Source organism: Glutamicibacter sp. (assembly GCF_035257265.1).
In the GTDB taxonomy this organism is placed as follows: domain Bacteria; phylum Actinomycetota; class Actinomycetes; order Actinomycetales; family Micrococcaceae; genus Glutamicibacter.
The window spans coordinates 119,386-141,930 of the sequence record NZ_DATEXC010000019.1; the positions used below are offsets into that span (position 1 = coordinate 119,386).

Annotated in this window: 24 protein-coding genes; 17 read left to right on the top strand and 7 right to left on the bottom strand. The window is 56.2% G+C overall.

Features of this window, described 5'->3' with window-relative positions; all coding sequences use genetic code 11:
- Positions 1 to 29: 29 nt before the first annotated feature.
- Positions 30 to 1,259 (top strand): D-mannonate dehydratase ManD, encoded by a 1,230-nt coding sequence (gene manD / locus VJ369_RS04320; RefSeq protein ID WP_324090889.1) that lies wholly within the window; start codon positions 30 to 32, stop codon positions 1,257 to 1,259.
- Entirely contained in the window at positions 1,256 to 1,813 is a 558-nt protein-coding gene (locus VJ369_RS04325; protein ID WP_324090890.1) for a gluconokinase, read from the top strand. Before manD ends, VJ369_RS04325 begins: the two co-directional genes overlap by 4 nt.
- Positions 1,814 to 1,887: 74 nt before the next feature.
- On the opposite strand, the gene VJ369_RS04330 is transcribed toward VJ369_RS04325, so the two are convergent.
- The gene (locus tag VJ369_RS04330; protein ID WP_324090891.1) at positions 1,888 to 2,739 is read right to left on the bottom strand and encodes an HAD-IIA family hydrolase; all 852 of its coding nucleotides are present in this window, start codon (positions 2,737 to 2,739) and stop codon (positions 1,888 to 1,890) included.
- Between the two features lie 136 nt (positions 2,740 to 2,875).
- Here VJ369_RS04330 and VJ369_RS04335 point away from each other — a divergent pair, with 136 nt between their 5' ends.
- The 6 genes from VJ369_RS04335 (at position 2,876) to VJ369_RS04360 (ending at position 8,444) form a co-directional block, all read left to right on the top strand.
- Positions 2,876 to 3,532, top strand: coding sequence for an RNA methyltransferase (locus VJ369_RS04335; protein ID WP_324090892.1), 657 nt, complete (start codon positions 2,876 to 2,878; stop codon positions 3,530 to 3,532).
- A 188-nt stretch (positions 3,533 to 3,720) separates the two neighbouring features.
- A complete protein-coding gene (locus tag VJ369_RS04340) occupies positions 3,721 to 4,998 on the top strand; it encodes a M23 family metallopeptidase (RefSeq protein ID WP_324090893.1) in 1,278 nt (425 codons plus the stop codon).
- Between the two features lie 192 nt (positions 4,999 to 5,190).
- Positions 5,191 to 6,213: a class II fructose-bisphosphate aldolase gene (fbaA, locus tag VJ369_RS04345; protein ID WP_324090894.1), complete on the top strand. Its 1,023-nt coding sequence runs from the start codon at positions 5,191 to 5,193 to the stop codon at positions 6,211 to 6,213.
- A 2-nt stretch (positions 6,214 to 6,215) separates the two neighbouring features.
- Entirely contained in the window at positions 6,216 to 6,629 is a 414-nt protein-coding gene (locus VJ369_RS04350) for a DUF3151 domain-containing protein (protein ID WP_324090895.1), read from the top strand.
- Positions 6,630 to 6,957: 328 nt separating this feature from the next.
- On the top strand, positions 6,958 to 7,611 hold the full coding sequence (locus tag VJ369_RS04355) for a DUF4956 domain-containing protein (RefSeq protein ID WP_324090896.1): 654 nt from the start codon (positions 6,958 to 6,960) through the stop codon (positions 7,609 to 7,611).
- Positions 7,608 to 8,444 (top strand): polyphosphate polymerase domain-containing protein, encoded by an 837-nt coding sequence (locus VJ369_RS04360; RefSeq protein WP_324090897.1) that lies wholly within the window; start codon positions 7,608 to 7,610, stop codon positions 8,442 to 8,444. The genes VJ369_RS04355 and VJ369_RS04360 overlap by 4 nt, the downstream gene beginning before the upstream one ends.
- A 48-nt stretch (positions 8,445 to 8,492) precedes the next feature.
- On the opposite strand, the gene VJ369_RS04365 is transcribed toward VJ369_RS04360, so the two are convergent.
- The 3 genes from VJ369_RS04365 to VJ369_RS04375 are packed head-to-tail and all read right to left on the bottom strand — an operon-like array spanning position 8,493 to position 11,120.
- Positions 8,493 to 9,161: a response regulator transcription factor gene (locus VJ369_RS04365; protein WP_324090898.1), complete on the bottom strand. Its 669-nt coding sequence runs from the start codon at positions 9,159 to 9,161 to the stop codon at positions 8,493 to 8,495.
- A complete protein-coding gene (locus VJ369_RS04370) occupies positions 9,158 to 10,600 on the bottom strand; it encodes a HAMP domain-containing sensor histidine kinase (protein WP_324090899.1) in 1,443 nt (480 codons plus the stop codon). Before VJ369_RS04370 ends, VJ369_RS04365 begins: the two co-directional genes overlap by 4 nt.
- Entirely contained in the window at positions 10,590 to 11,120 is a 531-nt protein-coding gene (locus tag VJ369_RS04375) for a hypothetical protein (RefSeq protein ID WP_324090900.1), read from the bottom strand. Before VJ369_RS04375 ends, VJ369_RS04370 begins: the two co-directional genes overlap by 11 nt.
- A 177-nt stretch (positions 11,121 to 11,297) precedes the next feature.
- Between VJ369_RS04375 and VJ369_RS04380 the strand changes: the two genes are divergently transcribed.
- The 4 genes from VJ369_RS04380 to VJ369_RS04395 all read left to right on the top strand — a co-directional run bounded on the left by VJ369_RS04380 (position 11,298) and on the right by VJ369_RS04395 (position 15,242).
- Positions 11,298 to 12,425, top strand: a complete 1,128-nt coding sequence (locus VJ369_RS04380; protein WP_324090901.1) for an ABC transporter substrate-binding protein — start codon at positions 11,298 to 11,300, stop codon at positions 12,423 to 12,425.
- Between the two features lie 132 nt (positions 12,426 to 12,557).
- On the top strand, positions 12,558 to 13,322 hold the full coding sequence (locus VJ369_RS04385) for an ABC transporter permease (protein ID WP_324090902.1): 765 nt from the start codon (positions 12,558 to 12,560) through the stop codon (positions 13,320 to 13,322).
- Positions 13,319 to 14,155: an ABC transporter permease gene (locus tag VJ369_RS04390; RefSeq protein ID WP_324090903.1), complete on the top strand. Its 837-nt coding sequence runs from the start codon at positions 13,319 to 13,321 to the stop codon at positions 14,153 to 14,155. The genes VJ369_RS04385 and VJ369_RS04390 overlap by 4 nt, the downstream gene beginning before the upstream one ends.
- A complete protein-coding gene (locus VJ369_RS04395) occupies positions 14,145 to 15,242 on the top strand; it encodes an ABC transporter ATP-binding protein (protein ID WP_324090904.1) in 1,098 nt (365 codons plus the stop codon). Before VJ369_RS04390 ends, VJ369_RS04395 begins: the two co-directional genes overlap by 11 nt.
- On the opposite strand, the gene VJ369_RS04400 is transcribed toward VJ369_RS04395, so the two are convergent.
- Positions 15,239 to 15,724 carry an Lrp/AsnC family transcriptional regulator gene (locus VJ369_RS04400; RefSeq protein WP_324090905.1) on the bottom strand — a complete coding sequence of 162 codons (486 nt, stop codon included), beginning with the start codon at positions 15,722 to 15,724 and terminating at the stop codon, positions 15,239 to 15,241. The two genes, VJ369_RS04395 and VJ369_RS04400, sit on opposite strands and share 4 nt — an antisense overlap.
- Before the next feature lie 105 nt (positions 15,725 to 15,829).
- Between VJ369_RS04400 and kynU the strand changes: the two genes are divergently transcribed.
- The 3 genes from kynU to VJ369_RS04415 all read left to right on the top strand — a co-directional run bounded on the left by kynU (position 15,830) and on the right by VJ369_RS04415 (position 19,349).
- Complete coding sequence (gene kynU / locus VJ369_RS04405; protein WP_324090906.1) at positions 15,830 to 17,110, top strand: kynureninase; 1,281 nt, start codon at positions 15,830 to 15,832, stop codon at positions 17,108 to 17,110.
- 124 nt (positions 17,111 to 17,234) lie between these two features.
- Positions 17,235 to 18,614 carry an amino acid permease gene (locus VJ369_RS04410; RefSeq protein ID WP_324090907.1) on the top strand — a complete coding sequence of 460 codons (1,380 nt, stop codon included), beginning with the start codon at positions 17,235 to 17,237 and terminating at the stop codon, positions 18,612 to 18,614.
- A 111-nt stretch (positions 18,615 to 18,725) separates the two neighbouring features.
- Positions 18,726 to 19,349: a thymidine kinase gene (locus tag VJ369_RS04415; protein ID WP_324090985.1), complete on the top strand. Its 624-nt coding sequence runs from the start codon at positions 18,726 to 18,728 to the stop codon at positions 19,347 to 19,349.
- 15 nt (positions 19,350 to 19,364) lie between these two features.
- Here the strand turns inward: VJ369_RS04415 and VJ369_RS04420 are convergent, their stop codons facing one another.
- Together VJ369_RS04420 and VJ369_RS04425 are read right to left on the bottom strand one after the other, a co-directional pair.
- Positions 19,365 to 19,904, bottom strand: a complete 540-nt coding sequence (locus tag VJ369_RS04420; protein WP_324090908.1) for a helix-turn-helix domain-containing protein — start codon at positions 19,902 to 19,904, stop codon at positions 19,365 to 19,367.
- An 86-nt stretch (positions 19,905 to 19,990) separates the two neighbouring features.
- On the bottom strand, positions 19,991 to 20,557 hold the full coding sequence (locus VJ369_RS04425; RefSeq protein ID WP_324090909.1) for a small multidrug efflux protein: 567 nt from the start codon (positions 20,555 to 20,557) through the stop codon (positions 19,991 to 19,993).
- A 146-nt stretch (positions 20,558 to 20,703) separates the two neighbouring features.
- Between VJ369_RS04425 and VJ369_RS04430 the strand changes: the two genes are divergently transcribed.
- On the top strand, positions 20,704 to 21,930 hold the full coding sequence (locus tag VJ369_RS04430; protein WP_324090910.1) for a sensor histidine kinase: 1,227 nt from the start codon (positions 20,704 to 20,706) through the stop codon (positions 21,928 to 21,930).
- Positions 21,930 to 22,535 carry a response regulator transcription factor gene (locus VJ369_RS04435; protein WP_324090911.1) on the top strand — a complete coding sequence of 202 codons (606 nt, stop codon included), beginning with the start codon at positions 21,930 to 21,932 and terminating at the stop codon, positions 22,533 to 22,535. The genes VJ369_RS04430 and VJ369_RS04435 overlap by 1 nt, the downstream gene beginning before the upstream one ends.
- The last annotated feature ends 10 nt before the right edge of the window (positions 22,536 to 22,545 follow it).

A 22,545-nucleotide genomic window follows, 5' to 3' on the forward strand; every position in this document is an offset into this window, starting at 1 on the left:
CGAAGCTCACGTATTTCGAAAGGATTGCCATGAAAATCATCAAGGCAGAAGTCTTCGTGACCAGCCCGTCACGAAACTTTGTGACCCTGAAAGTCACCACCGAGTCAGGTCTGGTCGGTATCGGCGACGCAACCGTAAACGGCCGCGAACTTGCAGTTGCGTCCTACCTGAAGGATCACGTAGCGCAGCTGCTGATCGGCAAGGACGCACACCGAATCGAGGACACCTGGCAGTTCCTCTACCGTTCCTCGTACTGGCGTCGTGGGCCAATCACCATGGCGGCCATCGCCGCGGTGGATATGGCCCTGTGGGATATCAAGGGTAAGGCCGCAAACATGCCGGTCTACCAACTGCTCGGTGGAGCTTCACGCAACGGCCTGCGTGCCTACGGGCACGCTTCGGGCACCGACATGCCACAGCTTTTCGATTCGATCCGCGAACACCTGGAACTGGGCTACAAGTCCATCCGTGTACAGACCGCAGTGCCTGGCATCAAGGCAGTGTACGGCGTAGCCGCTCAGACTCAGGCCTCGGGCGAACGCTATGACTACGAGCCTGCCGGTCGTGGCGCATTCCCACAGGAAGAAGACTGGGATACCCGCGCCTACCTGCGCCACCTGCCAACTGTATTTGAAGCGGTGCGCAACGAATTCGGTCCCGAGATCCCATTGCTGCATGACGGCCACCACCGCATGACGCCTATCCAGGCGGCCAAGCTGGGCAAATCGCTGGAGCCATACGACCTATTCTGGCTGGAAGACTGCACCCCGGGTGAAAACCAGGAAGCGCTGCGCTTGGTTCGCCAGCACACCACCACGCCGATCGCCATTGGCGAGGTCTTCAACACGATCTATGACTTCCAGTCATTGATCAAGGAACAGCTCATCGATTACGTGCGTGCTGCTTCCACCCACTTCGGTGGCATCTCGCCGCTGAAGAAGGTTATGGATTACGCCTCCCAGTACCAGGTGAAGTCCGGCTTCCATGGCCCTACCGACATCTCGCCAGTAGGCTTCGCCGCTCAGCTGCACGTGGGTCTTGCCATCCACAACTACGGCATCCAGGAATACATGCAGCATTCGGACGCTACCAACACCGTCTTCGAACAGTCGATGACCTTTAAAGACGGCTACCTGCACCCGGGCAACAAGCCAGGCTTGGGTGTTGAGTTTAATGAAGAAGCTGCGTTGTCCTACCCGTACCAGCAGGCTTACCTGCCTTACAACCGTCTTATCGACGGCACCGTTCACGACTGGTGAGCCAGCAAATCATGGACAAGGACGCGCAAGCGAGGACTGCCAAGGCAGATGTTACTTTGAGCCGAATCATCGTAATGGGCGTCTCCGGGTGCGGAAAATCCACTGTCGGGGAACTTCTCGGCACACGAATTAGTGCGGATTTTCTAGACGGTGATTCCCTGCACCCGCAAGCGAACATCGACAAGATGGCCGCCGGTGAACCGTTGGATGATCAAGACCGGGAGCCGTGGCTTCGCGAGATTGGTAATCGGCTGGGCTCGGCAGGCAACGAATCGATGATCATTGCTTGCTCGGCGCTGAAGCGTAAATATCGGGACCTGATCCGGGCACAAGCTCCAGGAACTGTGTTTATTCATTTGCATGGCTCCGAAGAACTGTTGACTCAGCGAATGAGGTCACGCCCCGGGCATTTCATGCCGGTGGGCCTCCTGCAATCACAGCTTGCCACGTTAGAGCCCTTGGAACGGGATGAGCACGGGATCATGCTCAATATTGAACAATCCCCAGCGGCACTAGTTCAAGATGCCGCAGCGTGGTTGGAAACGAGCGACTAGCTAGAACGGTACTAAATGAGGGCTTGGACTTAAGAATATTCTCAAGTCCAAGCCCTCATCAGCACTTCTCGGCATTAATCTTTGGAAGGCTTCGCGTCTTTCGTTGAGCCTTTGCCGCCCTCGGCTACCAGCTCGGCGTGAATGTTCGCCACCGAGGAGAACTGGAGGTCCGGACGGAATGGGAAGGTGTCAACGTCACTGGCGGAGGTAATGCCGGTGTGAACCAGCGCGGTCAACAGACCTGCTTCCATACCCGCAATGATGTCGGTATCCATGCGGTCACCGATCATCGCAGTAGTTTCCGAATGCGCATCGATTCGGTTCAGCGCCGAACGGAACATCATCGGGTTTGGCTTGCCCACCACATATGGTTCGCGGTTGGTTGCGCGGGTGATTAGCGCGGCTACGGCACCCGTTGCTGGCAAGAGGCCTTCGGCCGAGGGGCCAGTCGCATCCGGGTTGGTGGCGATAAAGCGAGCGCCGCCTTCGATTAACCGAATTGCTTTGGTGATGGCCTCGAAGGAGTAAGTGCGCGTCTCACCGAGGACCACATAGTCCGGCTTCTGGTCCGTCATGATGAACCCGGCGTCATGCAAAGCGGTGGTCAGTCCCGCCTCACCGATAACAAATGCGCGTCCACCGGGACGCTGGCGGGCAAGAAATTCTGCCGTTGCCAGTGCTGAGGTCCAGATGTTCTGCTCTGGAACGTCTAAACCGGAGGCCAACAGGCGAGCACGGAGGTCGCGCGGGGTGTAGATGGAGTTGTTTGTCAGCACCAAGAAGCGCAAGTCATTATCGCGCCAGTACTTCATGAGCTCGGCGGCACCCTTGATAGCCTGATTTTCGTGGACTAATACGCCGTCCATGTCGGTCAGCCAGCATTTGATGTCGTGAATAGTGCGTGCGGCACGAGTTACGGTAGTCACGAGGTGTTATTCCTCCTTGGGCAGTGATGGTGGGACGTATCGTCATCGATCAACTTCCCTGATGTTTAAAGCCTACACAGCAAACAACAAGAACGCCGTGAACGTGGACACCTCGTAGAACAACTACCCTTAAAGGGTGAACGAAGAATCTGTTGAACCCACGGTAGACCCAGCAGCTGCACACATCATCGGTGTCGGCCCCTGGGAAGGAGAGCTGCCCACGGAGGCGCATTACGACCCAGAGCTGTTGGCCGAAGGCGACAAGCGCAACGTTGCCGACAAATACCGGTACTGGTCAATGGATGCGATCATTGCAGATCTTGATGAACGCCGCCACGACTTTCATATCGCTATCGAAAACTGGCAGCACGATATGAACATTGGCACCGTGGTGCGCTCGGCTAACGCATTCCTCGCCAAGGAAGTGCATATTATTGGCCGTCGACGCTGGAACCGCCGCGGAGCGATGGTCACCGATCGTTACCAACACGTACGCCACCATGCAACCGTGGATGAATTTGTAACCTGGGCCGAGGGCGAAGGACTGACAATTATCGGGATTGATATCTTCCCTGACTCAGTCCCACTAGAAACCTATGATCTCCCGCGAAACTGTGTTCTGGTCTTCGGCCAAGAAGGTCCCGGGCTTAGCCCCGAGGTGCACGCGGCAGCAAAAGACACACTTTCAATAGAGCAGTTCGGTTCAACTCGTTCGATAAATGCTGCCTCAGCAGCTGGGATAGCTATGCACTCGTGGGTTCGCCGGCACGTCTTTGGGCAACGTGTAGGTTAACAAAAGTCCAAACATCTGATTTTTAAGCAGAAGTTTACTCGAGCATCTGGATTAGTTGCCGAATTCAGCTTAGGCTAGGCCTTGGTTATGCATTCGTGATCTGGGAGCGGCTTGTAGTGAAACGGCGACATCAGGTAAACCACGACTTACTACTTATCGGATTGCCCCGAAAAAGAAAACGTCTGGTCGTGTGGACTACCTCTGTGGTGGCCGCAATAGGACTCACCGGAGCGCTCGCAATTCCTATCGTTGCGCAGACAGCAGATAACCGTCAGGGCAATATGCCCATAGCAATCGACGCTGACTCCGAACAGGCAAATTTCAGCAGTTCGGTTTATGTCAGTCAAGATGCACCTCTGAACGCTTTCGGCGGTTCAGGGCAAGCACTTGCCATTGATGGCCGCCCGCTAGGCATGGTTGAGGGAGCAGCGGAATCTTCCGAAGAAGCTGAATCCGAAACCGAAACTGCACTGTTGGCCGGAGCAGTAGGGGCTATCGGCCAGCTGCCTGGTGGCCTGCAGCTAATGCATCCGGTTCCTACCCGCCGCATCTCCAGCCCTTACGGCTGGCGCAGCAACCCTACCGGTGCCGGAAACCAGATCCACATCGGTCAGGACTACCCAATTTCCTGCGGTTCCCCTGTTTACGCCAGTGAAGCCGGACGTGTCATTGTCTCCGGTTGGCACGGGCACTCGGGTATGCGCGTGACCATTGATCACGGAAACAACGTGCAAACCGGCTATAGCCACAACTCAAAGCTAGTCGCCAAGATTGGCCAAGAGGTCAAGCAGGGTGAACTGATCGCGCTCGCCGGTACAACCGGAAACTCGACCGGTTGCCACGTGCACTTCGAGGTCATCGTTGATGGCCGTTGGCACGATCCACGTAACTACCTGCCAAATATTGCCGGACAGCCAAACGCGATGATCGATTCGACCCGTCTGACGGTCAACTCGAACAGTGCGCCTAAGGGCAACGGTTCAAACGGTCCACAGTCGCAGGCTCCAAATCGTGACCAGGGCGTGAACCCTGACGTGGTGGTACCGGAGAACGACACCCCAGTGGTTCCGAAGCCTAAACCAAAGCCACGGCCAAGCGATTCGAACTCCCCGTCGCCGACTGAGCCTAAGTCCCCGTCGCCGAGCGATTCCAATACTCCATCGCCTACCGATACCAAGTCGCCATCGCCGACTGACTCAAAAACTCCGTCACCGACCGATGGCACTAAGGATCCTTCGCCGTCGGAAGGCTCGGAATCGCCAAAGCCTTCAGTGCCTCCAACGGATGATAGCGACACACCGACGCCTTCGGCGCCGACTTCGCCAAAGCCGGAGAAGACCGACTCCAAGGCTCCAGTTGTGCCGTCTTCAGACTCGAATTCCAGTGGATCTAAGAGCCCTGTATCTCCAGAACAATCTGGATCCGCAAGCAGTAATGTGCAGACCACGGAGTCTGAAAGTAAGTAGCAAGTGAGCGTATACCGCGGGTGTTAGCCGGTTTTTAATCCGGGCAACACCCGCGGTTTGTTCGTTAAAACGTTGACAACTCGTGTCACGTTCAGAGATCTATGCCACGTCAGGGCCTGCTGCCGATAGGATGGAGTGAGAAACGCCGTCAACGGCGACGCGTCCACCCTCGCTAATCAAAAGGAGTGAAGCATGCCTATCGCAACCCCCGATAAGTACAATGCAATGATCGATGCCGCCAAGGCTGGCGGTTACGCCTTCCCGGCGGTCAACGTCACCAGCTCGCAGACCCTGAATGCCGCAATCCGCGGCTTCGCAGAAGCTGAGTCAGATGGCATCATCCAGGTTTCCACCGGTGGCGCAGCCTACTGGTCCGGAGCCTCCGTCAAGGACATGGTCACCGGCTCGCTCGGCTTTGCAGCCTTTGCACGTCAGGTAGCTAAGAGCTACGGCGTGAATATCGCGCTGCACACCGACCACTGCCCAGCGGACAAACTGGACAGTTTTGTCCTGCCACTGCTTGCTGCCTCTGAAGCAGAAGTCGCCGCTGGCCGCGATCCTTTCTTCAACTCCCACATGTGGGACGGCTCGGCAGAGACTCTAGAAGAAAACTTGCGCATCGCAGCAGAATTGCTGCCACGCACCGCTGCCGCCAAGCAGATCCTCGAAGTTGAAATCGGCACCGTAGGTGGCGAAGAAGACGGCGTAGAGAACGAAATCAACGAAAAGCTGTACACCACTGTTGAAGACGCCATGGCGACCATCGAGGCCTTGGGTACAGGTGAAAAGGGTCGTTACATCACGGCCTTGACCTTCGGTAACGTACACGGTGTGTATAAGCCAGGCGGCGTGAAGCTCCGTCCAGAGATCCTGAAGGACATTCAGGCTCAGATCGGTACGAAGCTGGGCAAGGCTAACCCCTTCGACCTAGTCTTCCACGGTGGTTCGGGCTCCTCCCAGCAGGAAATCGCAGATGCTGTTTCCTACGGCGTGATCAAGATGAACATTGATACCGATACCCAGTACGCGTTCACCCGCCCGGTTGCCGGCCACATTTTCGCTAACTACGACGGCGTGCTGAAGGTTGACGGCGAAGTTGGCAACAAGAAGACCTATGACCCTCGCGTTTGGGGTGCCAAGGCTGAAGAGTCCATGGCTGCCCGCATCGTCGAAGCATCGCGTCAGCTAGGCTCCGCCGGAAAGTCGCTGAAGTAAACATGGTCGGAGAGAACCTACTGGGGATTCCAGAAACACTGTTGCCGGAGGAAACCGACGTGCTTTCGCGTTTGGACGCCGGAGACGAGGCAATCGATTTGGCGGCTAAGTTCCCATCGTCATCGCTGGTCTGGGCTTTGCTCGCCAACGAGGCTCATGGCGAAGGCCGCACCGTGGAATCTTACGCGTTCGCTCGCGTGGGCTACCACCGTGGTTTGGACTCGCTGCGCAAGGCTGGATGGCGCGGACAGGGCCCAGTGCCTTGGACCCACGAACCAAACCGTGGCTTCTTGCGTTCGCTATACGCGCTGGGCCGTGCGGCCGCAGCGATCGGTGAAAGCGAAGAAGTGGATCGCATTGAGAAGTTCCTCAACGATTCGGATTCCAGCGCCAAGGCAGCTATCGAAGCCGAGTAACAACTGACAAAAGATGCGGACGAAAACTTACAAGTTTTCGTCCGCATCTTTTTGCCCAAAACCACGCGACCCATCGAGTCGGGCGGCGAAGACTCTGGAAAGCTCATGACTTTTGCCGTTAAGGTCCTGCATCGAGTCGAGCATATACACCTAACCAACCTGTGTCTCGCAGAGCTTTGAACCATTAACATCAGTGCCCGGACCGTTTAACGCCGATGATTGAAAATGAGGACGTTCTCATGAAGTTCTACTTTTAGTTTCATATTGTTTACCTAGAGTTCATTTGAGAGAACAAATCATCACCTCATCACAATGAAGGGAGTCCACCGTGCTTTCGTTCTGGCTGGCTCTAGGATCAAACGTCGTCGGCATCACCATCTTGGTTTACTTCGTGTATTTTCGCAGGCACTTCAGGCGTGATTTGGTATTGGCCTATGTTGCGCTGAGCATGGGTATTTTTGCCGTCACCATGTTGCTTTCAGGCAGTGAAGCGGGGATGGGCCTTGGGCTGGGTCTCTTCGGTATTTTGTCGATTATTCGACTGCGTTCCGATACCCTGACGCAGGAAGAAGTCGCTTACTACTTCATCTCTCTTGCCATTGGTCTGGTTAATGGACTGCACCCGGATCCGGCCTGGTTGGCGCCGTCGGCTACCGCCGCCTTGGTGCTCGTCATGTACGTTGCAGACCACCCAAGTTTTGCACCGCGCACCGAACGTCAGACGGTAACTTTAGAGAAGGCTTATGCGCAGAAGCCAGATCTGGTAGCTGCTCTAGAAGATCTGCTCAACGCGAAGGTGCTGCGCACCGTGGTTGTTGAGCTGGACATGGTCCGTGACCTGACCATTGTGGATGTCCGCTTCCGGACCAATAAGCACAGCAAACCGCAGCAGCAGCCGGTAGAGCTCGGCGGTACCTACGAGCTAGCAAAAGCCTCACCAGCTTCGGCAACTGAGGCTAAACAGGAGTCGTGGTCTAAATGACCGCGCAAGCGATGACTTCGCTATCGCGTGAGGCTTTAGAAGATGCTGTCGTAGATCGAGCATCCATCGGACTAGCCGAGGTGATCTCGGAAGCCGCATTGCAAACTCGGGTGGACCGTAAATTCTTGCTGACGCCAGAAGAGTTCACCGCATTGTCTGAACGGCTGGGGGACCAGTTTAAAATCATGGAAATCGATGGACTGCGAACCTTTCGTTATGAGTCTGTGTACTTCGATACCGAGGATTTTGAACAGTATCGTGCCCACCGCCAAGGACGTCGCAGACGCTACAAGGTCCGCTCCCGCACATACGCGGATACCGGACTGTCGATGTTTGAAATTAAAACTAAAGGACTCCGTGGTGCAACGGTGAAGCACCGTGTGGAACAAGCACCTGAGCAAGCCGGTGAACTCAGCGAAGAGAATCGTGAATTCCTTGACCAGATATTGGCCAGCGAATATGGCGAAGAAGCGCCATCGTTGTCAGCGGTCCTTGATAGCACCTACACCCGAGCGACATTCGTGAATCCCATTGACGGTGAACGAGTCACCTGCGACGTGGAATTGAACTACGCAAACGATGAGAAGCAGATCGCAGGACCGGAGCTGATAGTGGTGGAAACCAAATCCGCAGACGGCCGTGGGGTCTCCGACCGGGCGCTTGCTGAACTCGGTATTCGTGAGGTCAGCATGTCCAAGTACTGTATCGGGATTGCATTGCTACATCCTCAGCTCCCAGCCAACCGCTGGAGCCGACTCTTGGCTCAACGCTTCGGAACTCGCCGTGGCCCGGTGTCACACCCGCCGCGCTCCCGGTCGATGGTCCGTAGCTAGAACTTCTAAGCACGCATTTCCCCGAGAACATCTCGGGGAAATGCGTGCTTAACGCGCACTAGCTAGGCGATAGCCCACACCTCGAACGGTTTCGAAGCGCTCCCCGCCAAGCTTGTTTCGTAGGTAGCGCACATACACGTCCACCACATTTGAGCCGGGATCAAAGTCGTAACCCCACACTCTGGAGAGTAGTTGTTCGCGGCTGAGCACCTGCCCCGGATTGCGCAGGAACGCTTCGGCCAGCGCGAATTCGCGGGCTGAGAGTTCAATTTCCTTTTCTGCCACGAGTACCCGGCGTCGCAACAAATCCATTTCCAGATCCTCGTGACTGAGTACCGACGTTTCGCTCGCGTTATCTTCTGTGCGCAGACGTAACCTCACGCGGGCTAGTAATTCGTCAAAATGGAAAGGCTTGGCCATATAGTCATCGGCGCCATTTTGCAGTCCGGTGACGGTGTCTTCAACGCTGCCTCGGGCGGTCAAAATGATAACTGGTGACTCAATATGTGCCGCACGCATTCGTCGGAGCACCGAGAAACCGTCTTCATCGGGTAGCCCAAGATCCAAGATGATCAGCTCAAAGTCGCCTTCGAGGGCCAAATCAAATCCGTCACGCCCGGTACCGGCCACTGCAGAAGTCAGTCCCGCTGCGCGCAGACCCTTGGCAACAAATGAACTAATGCGTGGCTCATCTTCAATAATCAGGATACGGCTCATACTTCGGTACCTCGTTTTGTCAGTGGGATATCGATATAGAAAGTGGAGCCTTTCCCTGGCTCAGCATCTACCCAGACGCTACCGCCATGGGCCGTGGCTATGGCTGAAACAATGTTCAACCCCAGACCGGATCCGTCCGAGCGCACAGAGTTCTTTCCACGCCCAAAGCGCTCAAAGATTCGTTCGATATCTTCGGGCTGGATTCCTACGCCGTTATCAGAGACCCACCAACGCAGCAACGTCTCATCGTGTCCATCTCTCAGTATTTCGTTGCCCAAACCGATGCGAGTGCCAGCGGAGGAAAACTTCACGGCGTTAGCGCAGAGCTGTAACATCGCCTGAGTAATGCGCGTCTGGTCGAGGGTGACGGTAGATTCGCAGCGGTAATCTATGCGCCAGTGCCGGTCACCCAAGGCACGAGCCTTGTCCAAAATCTCGTCTAGCAAAGCGCCCACTTCCGTGGGTGCTGGCTGGATGAAGTCAGCCCGGTTTGATTTTGCGAGCATTACCAAGTCGTTAATGAGTAGGGACATCCGGCTCATCTCGTCCAAGGCAATTTCTTTGCTCTGCACGACGTCTTCTGGATCATTTTCATCCATTAATTCAAGATGTCCACTGACGATAGTTACCGGCGTACGTAGCTCATGTCCAACATCGTCCAGAAGCTGTCGTTGTGACTTGAGCGAGTCTTCTAAACGGTCGAGCATCTCATTGATGGTCACCGTCAACTCGGCAAATTCGTCGTTTCCGGTGACTTCAATACGCCGAGACAGGTCACTTTCCGAGATCTGGTGTGCGGTAGTTTGCAGCCGCCGGATCGGTTCCAATGTCCGGTTGACGACCAGCCAAGAGGCGCCCGCCGCCAGCGCCATGACGAGGAACCCAACGGCCGAAAATATCGAGATATTACGGTCATTGGCGCGTGCCTCGGCATGATAATCGTAGGCGAGGACAAAGGCGCTTGAGTTAGGGTCTTCCGGAAGCTGCACGGGAACAACCACTGCCCGGTAGGTAGTGATTTCGGTGGTAACGGTGCCTAAGTGGATATGGCTATCTGTTTTGCTCTGTTGTGCCCACTGGAGAAATTCAGGGTCATCTTCGAGCCTTAATTCCACCACTTCGGGTGCGGTCCAGCGGACGTCACCATCGGCTAGTCCCAGCATGCCTTGATGCCGGGAAGGCAAGGTGCGTTGCATGGCGGTGTAGAGCAGATCTTCGGCTTTTTCAAAGCGCTTCAGCGTTCGTGGATCCACCCCGGTATCGGTGAGCACCCCAAACTCCTGCACGGTGCGTGATAATGAGTCATCGATTCGCTCGTTCAATTCATGACGTTGAACCGCGAAACTGGCGGCCCCCGCGGAGAGCAACGTCAGCCCCACAACCAGCAGCATTCCGGTGAGCACGCGCGCACGGATGGACCATGAGCGTTTAGTCGTCATCGTCGCCCTCTAGGTCGTCATCGTCGTCATCGTCATCATCGTCGTCATCGTAGCTGTTTGCCGATGGTGGCAGTGGGATGACTGGTTTTTTGCTCGGTTTTGGTTTGACAGTAGGGGCCTTGCTCGGCTTGGCCGTAGGCGATTTTTTGACCGGAGGCGCACTAGTTTTCGGGCTTTGCGTCGGTTTTGAAGTTTTTGAGGGTTGGTCCGACGGGGTTGTCGAGGGGGCCGGTGATTGCGAGGGGATACCTGGCTCACCGCCCGAAGGAGAGGGGCGCGTGTCTTGGATGATGAAACCGTTTCCTAAGTCTCTATCCGCAGGATCCGCGACGACCTGCCGGATGCCGAGAATTCCCAAGAGCACCACCACGATCACGATGACCAGAAGTGCGATACGACGCAACGTTTCCAAACCCATACCACCATTGTGTCCGAGACAAATGAGACGAAGATGAGAACTGGCGCGTGTTGCGAGTTCAGCCTCAGCGACTCGCAGCGCTGAACTTGAAGGTTCATCCATTCGGATTGTATTTCTGCTCGTTACCTTCCCGTAGCAGGTAGTTCAACATGAGCACTCTGAATAGCAAGGTTCGATGGCTACGGTCAACTTGTATCAAGGTTTCCGGGCAAATCTGTCCAACTTTTGCTAGTAATCGCGCACCTAAAACAAGTGCGTCTCTTGAGGAGATCCATTCTTGTGAAGCTTCGTTCATTGCTTTCAGCCTCGGTAGTGCTTGCTTTATCTGCAACGCTCGCCGCCTGCTCAGCTGAACCACCGGCAACCGCCGTTGCGGGCAACGGCGTTGACGCGTCCACCGCGACCAGCGCCGCCGACTTTGGTGGGCTCGATGCCCTTGTTGCCTCAGCTCAGGAAGAGGGAGAGCTCAACGTCATCGCTCTACCTGAAGATTGGGCGAACTACGGGGCAATCATTACCGGGTTTGAAGACAAATACGGCATCACCGTCAACTCGGCCAACCCGAATGCTTCTTCTGCCGAGGAAATCCAGGCAGCCGAAAACCAGGCCGGTCAAGACACCGCCCCGGACGTTTTTGATCTGGGTGCCGCTGTGGCTTTGGCGAATACCGACAAGTTCGCCCCATACAAGGTCGAAACCTGGGATTCGATTCCCGAAGGCAATAAAGACGCCGAAGGGCTTTGGGTGAATAACTATACGGGCATCATGTCCGTTGGCTATGACTCCTCACGCATCGAAGAACCAAAGAAGCTTGATGACCTGCTTGGCGAAAAGTACCGCGGGTCCGTGGCCCTGAACGGTGATCCTACCCAAGCTGGCGCGGCATTTGCTGCCGTGGGTAATATCTCGGCACTCTCAGGTGGAAGCGTTGCGGACTTTGGAGCAGGTATTGACTGGATGAAGAAGTTGAAGGACGCAGGAAACTTCCTCACCGTAGACCCAACCCCTGCCACCATTGCGTCGGGTGAAACCCCGGTTGTCTTCGACTGGTCCTTCAACAACATCGCAGCTGCCTCGGGGAAGTCTGATTTTAAGACCACCATCATCCCCGGAGCTGCTTACGTCTCCTTCTACAACGAGGCGATCAGCAATGATGCTCCGCATCCAGCCGCTGCGCGATTGTGGCAGGAATGGATTTTCTCGGACGAAGCCCAGCAGTTGTTCCTCGAAGGCAATTCGGTTCCTGTGCGTGTAGATGCACTGAAGGAATCGGGCGCCGTTGACCAGGGTTTGCTTGATGGTGCAACCTTCGGCACAACTTCGGCTGATTGGATCACCCCAACCATGGATGACACCGACGCTGCCAATAAATTGCTGACCGAGCGCTGGTCGGCGCTGACTAAGTAGTCGCAGCCAAACAGAAAAGTTCATGGATCCAAGGAGCAATGGTTCTCACTGAAACGAAAACTCGCGTGGCTGGGGCTGGCCCCGTTCAGCCTCTACATCCTCGCGTTCCTCGCGTTACCCACCGTCTTGGCGGTGGGTAACGGGTTTACCAACGGGCAAGGAAAATTTACGCTCGCCAACTTCTCGGTGTATTCAAACCCTGCCGTTTGGGACACGTTCGGTGCCTCGGCCGGGCTCAGCGCACTAACAGCTGTGATTGGAGCAGTGGTCGGGGCGCTGGTGTGCTGGGCACTAACCGGGCTGAACCAAGACAGTGCGGTTCGCCGGATGGTGGACGCAGCTGCCTCGGTACTGGCTCAGTTTGGCGGCGTGATGCTTGCGTTCGCATTTATTGCGACCATGGGTGCGCAAAGCATTCTTCGCCTGTGGATGCAGGAAACGTTGAACTTTGATATTTATGCCAACGGTGTCTGGTTATATCAGCTTCCTGGCCTGATAGGTCCGTACCTGTACTTCCAGATTCCTTTGATGGTCATTACCTTCCTTCCAGCTAGTGAACGGCTTCGTCCGCAATGGGTGGAGGCGAGCGCCACCTTGGGTGCTAATAAATTCCAATACTGGCAGCACATCGGCTTCCCGGTGCTTGCGCCCTCGTTCTTGGGCGCCCTGTTGCTCTTGTTTGCGAATTCTTTTTCCTCGTATGCCACAGCTGCAGCGCTGATCAGCCAGGGTGCACAAATTGTGCCATTGCAGATCAGGGCGGCCTTGATTGGTGAAACCGGCGCCTCAAACGCAAATTCCGCCGGTGTGCTGGCTTTGGGCATGATCGTCGTCATGGCGGTCGCGATGGTGCTTTATAGTGCGTTGATGAAACGCGCGGCAAGGTGGCAACAATGAGTCGTGTAGCGACTCCACCGCCACCATGGTTGCGTCGCGTGATCCTCTGGGGTGTCACCCTGATCTTTTTGATTCCGCTGTTTGCCATGACCGAATTTACGCTGCGCTCACCGGGTGGCGGTTATAGCTTTGAGCATTGGCTTGCTTTGGGAGAAATCGGCGATAGCCGTCAGTATCGAGCGTTGGCCAAGGGCCTGAGCAATTCAGCGATGCTCAGTGGGCTCACGCTGGGGTTAGTGCTTGTAGTTTTTGCCCCAACTATTATCTGGGTGCATCTTCGCTTTCCAAAGTTTGAACGAATCCTTGATCTGCTCACGGTGCTACCCATCGCCATTCCGGCGATTGCATTAGTTGTGGGCTTCGCGCCGATTTACCGACTGTTAGGCAAAACTTTAGGCTCGGGGGAATGGACGCTGTTTCTTGCCTATGGTGTTTTGGTGTTGCCCTTCACCTATCGGGCGATCATGGCAAATCTGCAGGGAATGGATGCACGGGTACTAAGCGAGGCGGCAAGGTCTTTGGGAGCACCTTGGTTTGCGGTGTTCAACAGAGTACTTATTCCTGGGCTACGCCGTGGTCTACTTTCGGCCTCACTTTTGACTATTGCGATCGTGATGGGCGAATTTACGGTGTCTTCCTTGCTTAGCCGGACGACCTTCCAGACAGGGTTGCTCCAAATCTCCCAAACGAACCCTTTCATCGCCGTGCTCGTTTCACTGTTGTCATTGATCATCTTGTTCGTGTTGCTCTCTGCAGTTTCTGGCACCGGTTCCAGAAGCCGGAACAATAAAGTACGCACGCCTTCAGCCAAGGAAAAATCTTATGTCGCATAGTTCCGCTGTTCCGAGTCCAACTCCCACGCCGGCAGCTCCCAGTGGCATAGCGCTGTTGCAAGTTCGCAAGGATTACGGGCAGACAACGGTTCTGGACTCGGTAGACCTGAACTTGAAACCCGGAGAACTAGTTTGTCTCCTAGGGCCTTCGGGTTGTGGCAAAACTACTGCCTTGCGCTGTTTGGCCGGTCTTGAAGATGTCACTTCGGGCAGTGTTCTCATTGACGGGCAGGACGTTTCGGGAATTCCGGTCAACAAACGCGACATTGGGATGGTTTTTCAGGCCTACTCGTTATTTCCGCACATGACTGTGCAGAAGAATGTGGAGTTTGGTTTACGGATGCGCAAGATTGCGGCCTCCGTTCGCCGACAGCGAGTGGCAGAATCTTTGGAGCTTGTGGGGCTGAGCGGTTTTGAAGATCGCTTTGCCGCTCAGCTTTCTGGAGGTCAACAACAGCGTGTGGCTCTAGCCCGTGCGCTGGTTACCCGACCTCGCGCGCTATTGCTGGACGAACCGCTGTCCGCGTTGGACGCCAAGGTGCGGGTGCGACTCCGAGAACAAATTCGCGCAATCGTCACCGATCTGGGCATCACCACGGTATTCGTCACCCACGATCAGGAAGAAGCGCTTGCGATCTCGGACCGCGTGGCGGTGATGAACCAGGGAAGAATTGAGCAATTCGACACCCCTCAGGAGATATACCGCCGCCCCGCCTCCGCCTTTGTGGCTAACTTCGTGGGAATTTCAAACAAGCTACCGGGTCTGATTGAAAACGACCAGCACGTGCTGGTCCACGGGCAGAGTCTTCCGGTTGCCATGATGGGAGATGTAGAGGTCGGGCAAGCCGTCACCGCCTTTGTACGCCCCGAACATTTGCGAATTTTCCATGCCGGTGAGAACACCGGACCAGCACTTGACGGTGTGGTGATTTCTTCAGGATTCCTTGGTTCCCTTCGACGCACTGTAGTGCGCATCACTGCTCCCAATTCCGAAATTGCAGTACAGCACGAAGCGTCTGAAGAGTTCTTGCCCGGTGATCGGGTGGCCGTTAGCGTGCAACCAGTCCCCGTCGCGGTGGGAGCTTAGCTCAAATGTTCAAAGATGATTGCGGTCTGCGTGGACGAAAAAGCTCGGTTGGCGCCTAGGTGCGTCGCCACGAAGGTTCGCAGGTCATCAATACTGCGGGCGGCAACTCGCACTAAGAGATCCGGTGTACCGCCGAGCACAAAAACATCTTTGACTTCCGTGAGCTCTTGCAGCGTCCGCGCCGAGGCAAGTAGCCGGTCACGTGCAGCCGGAGCAACCACCACAGAGATCATGGCATTGACGGTGACACCGAGAAGCTTTTCGTCGATAAGCGTGGTGTATCCGCGGATGACCCCGGTGCGGTGCAATGCCTTGACTCGACCTAAGCAGGTCGAAGGCGCTAGTCCAATCTTGGCCGCGAGCACATTATTGGCAATGCGGGCGTCGGTTCGAAGTTCGGTAAGAATCGCTAAATCGGTCTCATCGACGCGAATAGGATGCGGTACCGCTTCGCCCTGGATCGACCAAAGTGAACTTTTCACGAAAATATTTCTCATTTCTTAGTTATTCTTCGAAATCAGTCGAAGGATTTCGTCACTGATTCTACGATAGGAGATAAGAAGCATTCCTAGAAGAACTGAGAAACCGTGCAAACTGAACTGAGCCGAGCTTCCCTAGCCCAGCTAGATGCCAACGATCCGCTGATCCGGTTCCGTGAGCGCTTTCAACTCCCCGAAGGCGTCATCTACCTAGATGGAAACTCGCTCGGGGCTTTACCGCATGGAGCCGCAGAGCGTGCCGCGCAAGTCGTCACCCAGCAATGGGGTCAAGGCCTTATCCGCTCGTGGAACGATGCCGGTTGGTTTGAACTTCCTACGCGTTTAGGCGACAAACTGGGTCAGCTACTGGGCGCAAATCCGGGGGAAACCGTGGTCACCGATACCACCAGCCTCAACCTCTTTAAGGCTCTCGCCTCCGCGCTTCGCATTCAGCAGGTTGATGGCCCAGACCGCCGGGTGCTGATCACCGAGCGCGACAATTTCCCCACAGACATTTACATCGCAGAGGGCCTGGCAGACCTGCTCAACTCTGTCGGCGCTGAAACTGGCGTCAGCTACGAAGTGAAACTAGTTGATAGCGAAACAGAGCTGCTTGCAGCCTTAGGTGACGATACCGCGCTCGTATCCCTGTCGCACGTGAACTATCGAACCGGTGCCATGTGGGATATGGCTGCGATTACCGAGGCGGTTCACCAAGCTGGCGGGTTGGCAATTTGGGATCTAGCACATGCTGCCGGTGCAGTGCCCGTTGATCTGAACACCGCCAACGCTGACTACGCCGTAGGGTGTACCTATAAATACCTCAACGGCGGCCCCGGCTCCCCGGCATTCATCTGGGTCAACGCTCGCCATCACGAACGTTTTTGGCAGCCTCTGTCCGGCTGGTGGTCCCATCAAGCACCATTCGCCATGGCGGAGAGCTATACACCGGCCAATGACGTACGCCGTTTCATGTGCGGTACCCAGCCGGTGACCTCAATGGCCATGATTGAAGTTGGTCTAGATATCAGTATTGAAGCGCAGATGGACAAGGTCCGAGCGAACTCGCTAGAACTGACGGACTTGTTTATCGAACTCGTTGAAACCCGCTGTGCTGGGTACGGGCTTGAACTGATCACCCCGCGGGATCATGCTCGCCGCGGCAGCCACGTCAGTTTCAGCCATCCCAACGGCTATGAAATTATCGCTGCGCTCATTTCCCGAGGGGCCATCGGTGACTATCGAGAACCTGAGGTATTGCGTTTTGGGATTACACCGCTGTACCTGAGCCGCACCGAAATCTGGGATGCAGTAGAGATCCTGCGTGAAGTTCTGCACACCGGGGCTTGGCAGCGCGAGGAGTTTGCCGTACGAAATGCCGTGACATAGCGCAAAATTCACTGATCAACAGGCCCGTGACCCGAGAGTCCAGCGAATTTACGCCAGAGTACCCTTAAGAACAGCGTGGCATCCATCGATGTCGCGCTGTTCGCATAGGTCTAAGGGAGCATCGTTGGGCAAGCAACCGGTACACGTCACTGAATCCGGCTCGGGTCTGAAGAAGTCATTAACACCGGCCCAGATGTCGATGATCGCGCTGGGCAGCGCGATCGGCACGGGACTGTTTGCCGGCAGCAAACTGGCCATCTCAATGGCAGGCCCATCGGTGATCATCAGCTACCTGATTGGTGGCGTTGTGGCACTGCTGGTTATGGGGGCTCTCGCCGAAATGACGGTCAAGCAGCCGGTGGCTGGTTCGTTCGGCGTGTACGCCGAACGCTACCTGGGACGGTTCGCCGGATACCTAACCAAATACCTTTACTGGTCCGCGCTAATCTTCGCAGTGGGTACCGAGGTCAGCGCCGTGGGCGAATACATGCAGTACTGGTTCCCCGAAATTCCCGGACTGCTCTGGGTGATCCTCTTCTCCGTGGTGCTGCTTGCCGTGAACTTCTCCAGCGTGAAAACCTTCGGCACCACCGAATACTGGTTCTCCGCGATCAAGGTCTTCGCCGTGGTCGCCTTCATCATCATTGCCCTGTGGCTGGTATTCCATGATTCCAATGACCAGTTCGGTTTCCAGAACTACACCGCCGAGGGTGGATTCTTCGCCAATGGGCTCTCCGGTATGTGGAGTGCGGTGATTGTGGCAATCTTTTCCTACATGGGCATCGAAGCCATCTCGATTGCCGCGGCCGAGGCCCGCAACCCAAAAATTGCGGTGCGCAAGGCCTTCAAAGTTTCCTTCCTGCGCCTGCTGCTCTTCTACGTATTCACCATGGCGTTGATCCTCGCGGTGGCGCCCACCAGTGAACTCATTTCCGGTGGTTCTCCGTTTGTCACCGTAATGTCCCAGGTTGGTATTCCCTTTGCCGACTCGGTCCTGAACTTCGTGCTGATCATTGCCGCGTTGTCGGCGATGAATGCCCAGCTCTATGCCGCGACTCGCATGTTGCACTCATTGGCGGACTCCGGTCATGCACCACGTCTCGCCCACAAAACCAGCAGTAACGGTGCCCCGATCCACGCGGTGTGGATGTCTGCCGGCGGCATTGCCGTGGCTGCCCTGGTCTACGCCATGGTTCCAGAAGGTGGATTTGGCATCATGATGTCACTGGCTACCTTTGGAGCCTTGGCTACCTGGTTCATGATCTTGGTGACCCACGTGGCCTTCCGCCGCAAGGTGCGCAGACAGCAGGTTGTCTTGGAGTACCAGCTGCCCGGATACCCGGCGGCCTCACTATTCGGTGCGGTATTACTGGCCGGACTGCTGGTGACCTCGTTCTTCGTTCCGGAATTTAAGTACACGTTGATCTTCGGTGTGCCGTTTATCATCGTCATGTCGGTGCTCTACAAGCTGGTCTTTGCCGGCAAGAAGCAACTTCCGGCCTGACGAGAGCAAACCGAGGCCCGCGGAGCTAGTTCACTGGAGAACTCTGCTGCGGGCACTAAGATCGTAAAGGGCCTGCCAGATAGCAGGCACAGCAACAGTCGAGGAGCAATGGTGGCCAAACTGTATTTCCGGTATGGGGCAATGAACTCGGGCAAATCAACGAGCTTACTGCAGGCTGCCTTTAACTATGAGGAACGTGGCCAGCGGATCTTATTGGCCAAACCTGGCGTCGACACTAAGGGTGAAGCCTCGATAGTTTCCCGTTTAGGGCTTGAACGCGAGGTCGACTTCGTGATCAGCCCGCAAGGTAATGTGCGTCAGCAGTTCGCTGCGATAGCTTCCGGCGAGGATCCCGAAGCACTCCTCACTCACGTTGATTCACCCCCAGTCGCGTGTCTGCTTGTCGACGAGGCCCAGTTCTTGACCCAAGAGCAGGTTGATGACTTGCTGCGAATTGCCGTGCTCGACAACGTTCCGGTTCTCGCCTACGGAATCCGAACCGACTTCAGAACCCATGCTTTCCCGGGCTCCGCGCGATTAATGGAGCTTGCGCACTCCTTGGAAGAGCTGAAAACCATTTGCCGCTGCGGGCGTAAAGCAATGTTTAACACACGCCGGGTGGGGGACCAGGTTGTTTTTGACGGCGACCAGGTAGCCATTGATGGCGAAGATGTCTGGTACGAGTCGCTTTGTGCCTCGTGCTATCTGGATGCCTCCGGCGGGCAGCTTAGCTAGCAGGTGCCCGCGGGATTAGGTCCGGGAGAAGAGCCCGGAGACTGCTCGCTGCAGTCCCCAATCAAAACCATCGCTTTGAGGCGCATCAACGTCCAACTGCACGAGGTTCTGCCGGTAGGCCACCGAACCTAGAATGTGGTTGAGCAGCAGTTGCTGGCCAAAACGGGACTCTTCCGCGGACAAACCAGCTAAGTGAAGCAGCTCGCGCAGCTGCAGTACTGGGTTGAGTTGCTCAACCTGCAGCGCACTGGCTACCTCGATCACCTCCGGGCTGTCCTGGATGGGAAGCAGCGCCAGATACAGCTTGCGGCATAGCTGCAAAACCGCGTCTGCGGGTGTGGCAAAATTTTCCGGGATGACACGCAGCTGCTCGGTGTTCAACAGCTTGGCCGCCACGGCCGCCAACAGCTCCTGCTTGTTTTTCACATGCCAGTACAGTGCCCCAACCTGTACCTCGAGTTCCTTGGCCAGGCGGCGCATGGACAGGTCAGCTAACCCGAACTGCTGCAGGATATCGACCGCGGTATCCACGACGGTCAGCTGAGTTAATGCCATGGTTTCTAGTCTAGACGTAGCAGCACTGACTGCCTGCGTGTACTGATCTAGCCGGGAAAGTCTGCGTAGTATTTGTCCGTGTTGCGCTAGGCTGCGACATTGACAACGCTGGCAATGAAGATGGACAGCGCGGTGGTCCAGCTGATGATGGCTGCTGCCTGCCAAATGAGAATTCGTGTCTTGTTGATGCCGATGGCGGCGAGCATGGTGGCGGTGAAGTGAGTTGGCAGCAGCAGTGGGCCGAGCAGGCTCACACCTGGAACTCCGTAGCGGTCAAATGCGCGCTGGAATTTGATTCGGCGGTTGGCCTTGCGTTCACTTTCCTCGGTGACCACCTGTTCAATATTTTCGTTCAGCTGCTGAGCATCGGTGCGGTCCGCACCGTGTGCTCCGACGAGGTTCTTTGCTCGCTTGCGGTTGGACAGTGCCGTGTGAGCGCCGGAGCCCAGCAACACCAACAGCGCTACACAGATGAAGTTGCCGATGATGGCGGCGATGGCGGCAACCAGCGGATTGATACCGCCAAGAATGCCGATGGCTGCAGCTCCCTCACCTTCAACGAAGGGGACCGCGCCGGCTAGGGCCACGACCAACGGCTGCACGATCTCGGGGACCTGCGAGATGAGATTCTGGAAGGATTCGATGAGGTTCATGATTGCTCCTGTCGTGAATCACCGGATGTCGGTGTAATTCAATTTCATCGCACTTAGAGCGCTTGAGTAAGTGCCTAAATGTCACTAGTGACAGGGAGCTTTGCATGTTTAGGCCATGACATTTGTCATCCCCGTATACTGAATAAATGAGTGCTTCTCCACCTGCCGATCCGACTGAGAACTTCGGGCCCGGATCCATCGGTTCGCGCAGGCTGAGCACGGGAATTACCGCTACTTGGTGGTATACGGTGGCCGCCTTGCTGATATTTCAGCTAATGATCCTGCTCCTATGGATCGGCGCGCAGACCAACCTGGGCAAGAGTCCCGCCTCCGTGGTCACCATGGCGGTCGGTGGGCTGGCATGGTGCCTGGCCACGGTGCCCTTACTGGTGCTGTACCGGCGTCGAGACGAGACAGCGGGAGTGACAGCGCAATGGCGCAGCATCCTGCTTCCGCTGTGCATCAGCACGGCATTTGCATTCATAGCAGGCCTGACCAGCGGGCTCTGGGTGATGGCGGTGTTGCCGATTGTGCAATCGCTGATGTTGCTCAACTGGCCTCGCGGCGTACGCATGCGGTTAGTCATGGCCGCTCTTATGTTGCTCGGTGGCCTGTGGTTCATTGATCTGCGTTCCATGACTTCTGCCGGCGGAGAGGTCGCAGAAGGCTGGTGGGCACTGGGCTTTATGACCATTTTATTGCCGGCCATCACCGTCAGCTCGCTGTGGTGGTGGGATGTGCTTGCCACGCTGGATCGTGCCCGGGCGGCAGAATCACGGTTAGGGGCCACCCAGGAGCGATTGCGCGTTGCGACTGATGTCCATGACCTGCAAGGCCATCATCTGCAAGTGATCGCATTGCAGCTTGAACTCTCCGAGCGTCTATTAACACGCGATCCGAAGGCGGCGCTGGAACAACTGCGGTTAGCCAGATCCAGTGTCGCCGCGGCTCAACAAGGCACACGCGATCTGGCCATGCGCTTTCGCGGTGTGCCGCTTCGCGATGAGTTAGATAACGCCGTTGATATTCTCCGGGCGGCTGGGATCTCGGTTAATGCCACGGTGTCAGGCGAGGTGAATCTGGCGCCCGCCACCATTCTCGGGCCGATCATTCGTGAGACAACAACAAACGTCCTGCGCCACGGTGCTGGCATGCGCGCGCACCTGTCATTAAAGCGCGACGGTGACCAGTGGAGCTACGAGATTACTAACGACCATGCGGCAGAGAATGCGCACAGCGCTGATGGATCCGGGATACACGGGATCATTCGCCGTGCGGCGGAAGCCGACGGCTCTGTTGAGGTTCACCGTGGAAAACATGAGTTTTCGATTGTGGTGCGGGTGCCAGCGACGAGCATCAAGAAAGAACGGTAATGATCCGAGTATTGATTGCAGATGATGAGGCAATGATTCGTTCGGCGCTGGCCGCACTGCTGCGTTTAGAAGATGACATCGAAGTAGTAGCAGAATGCGCCGACGGTGCGCAGGCCGTCATCATGGCAGAAAAACTTCAGCCCGATATCTGCTTGCTCGATTTGGAGATGCCAGAACTTGACGGTGTTCAGGTGGCAGATCGGCTGCGTAGTACGGGGAGCGCCACACGCTGTGTTGTGGTGACCAGACATGCCCGCCCCGGTGTACTGCGCAGGGCACTGGCATCTGGAGTCTCAGGGTTTTTGCCGAAGTCTCGCAGTGCCAACGAGGTAGCCGAGGTCATCCGCCGGGTCGCGGCGGGGGCACGGTACATTGACCCCGAGATTGCTGCCGATGCGCTAAGCGACGAGCGGAGCCCGCTGACCGAGCGGGAACTGGATGTGCTGCGTGCCGGTCGACGTGGCGAATCCACGGTCCAGATCGCTCGGACTCTCAACCTGGCTGCCGGAACTGTACGTAATTACATCTCCGCAATTCTCGCGAAGTTGAACGTCGCGACCCGCCAGCAAGCGGTGCTGCTCGCCGAAGAGCGTGGATGGATCTAAGCAAATCCGG

Coding starts and splice junctions, on each gene's coding strand:
- VJ369_RS04375 (WP_324090900.1), bottom strand. CDS start 11,120: ATGGATGAACCTTCAAGTTCAGCGCTGCGAGTCGCTGAGGCTGAACTC.
- VJ369_RS04395 (WP_324090904.1), top strand. CDS start 14,145: ATGTCGCATAGTTCCGCTGTTCCGAGTCCAACTCCCACGCCGGCAGCT.
- fbaA (WP_324090894.1), top strand. CDS start 5,191: ATGCCTATCGCAACCCCCGATAAGTACAATGCAATGATCGATGCCGCC.
- VJ369_RS04390 (WP_324090903.1), top strand. CDS start 13,319: ATGAGTCGTGTAGCGACTCCACCGCCACCATGGTTGCGTCGCGTGATC.
- VJ369_RS04360 (WP_324090897.1), top strand. CDS start 7,608: ATGACCGCGCAAGCGATGACTTCGCTATCGCGTGAGGCTTTAGAAGAT.
- VJ369_RS04425 (WP_324090909.1), bottom strand. CDS start 20,557: ATGAACCTCATCGAATCCTTCCAGAATCTCATCTCGCAGGTCCCCGAG.
- VJ369_RS04350 (WP_324090895.1), top strand. CDS start 6,216: ATGGTCGGAGAGAACCTACTGGGGATTCCAGAAACACTGTTGCCGGAG.
- VJ369_RS04420 (WP_324090908.1), bottom strand. CDS start 19,904: ATGGCATTAACTCAGCTGACCGTCGTGGATACCGCGGTCGATATCCTG.
- VJ369_RS04435 (WP_324090911.1), top strand. CDS start 21,930: ATGATCCGAGTATTGATTGCAGATGATGAGGCAATGATTCGTTCGGCG.
- VJ369_RS04365 (WP_324090898.1), bottom strand. CDS start 9,161: ATGAGCCGTATCCTGATTATTGAAGATGAGCCACGCATTAGTTCATTT.
- VJ369_RS04370 (WP_324090899.1), bottom strand. CDS start 10,600: ATGACGACTAAACGCTCATGGTCCATCCGTGCGCGCGTGCTCACCGGA.
- VJ369_RS04430 (WP_324090910.1), top strand. CDS start 20,704: ATGAGTGCTTCTCCACCTGCCGATCCGACTGAGAACTTCGGGCCCGGA.
- manD (WP_324090889.1), top strand. CDS start 30: ATGAAAATCATCAAGGCAGAAGTCTTCGTGACCAGCCCGTCACGAAAC.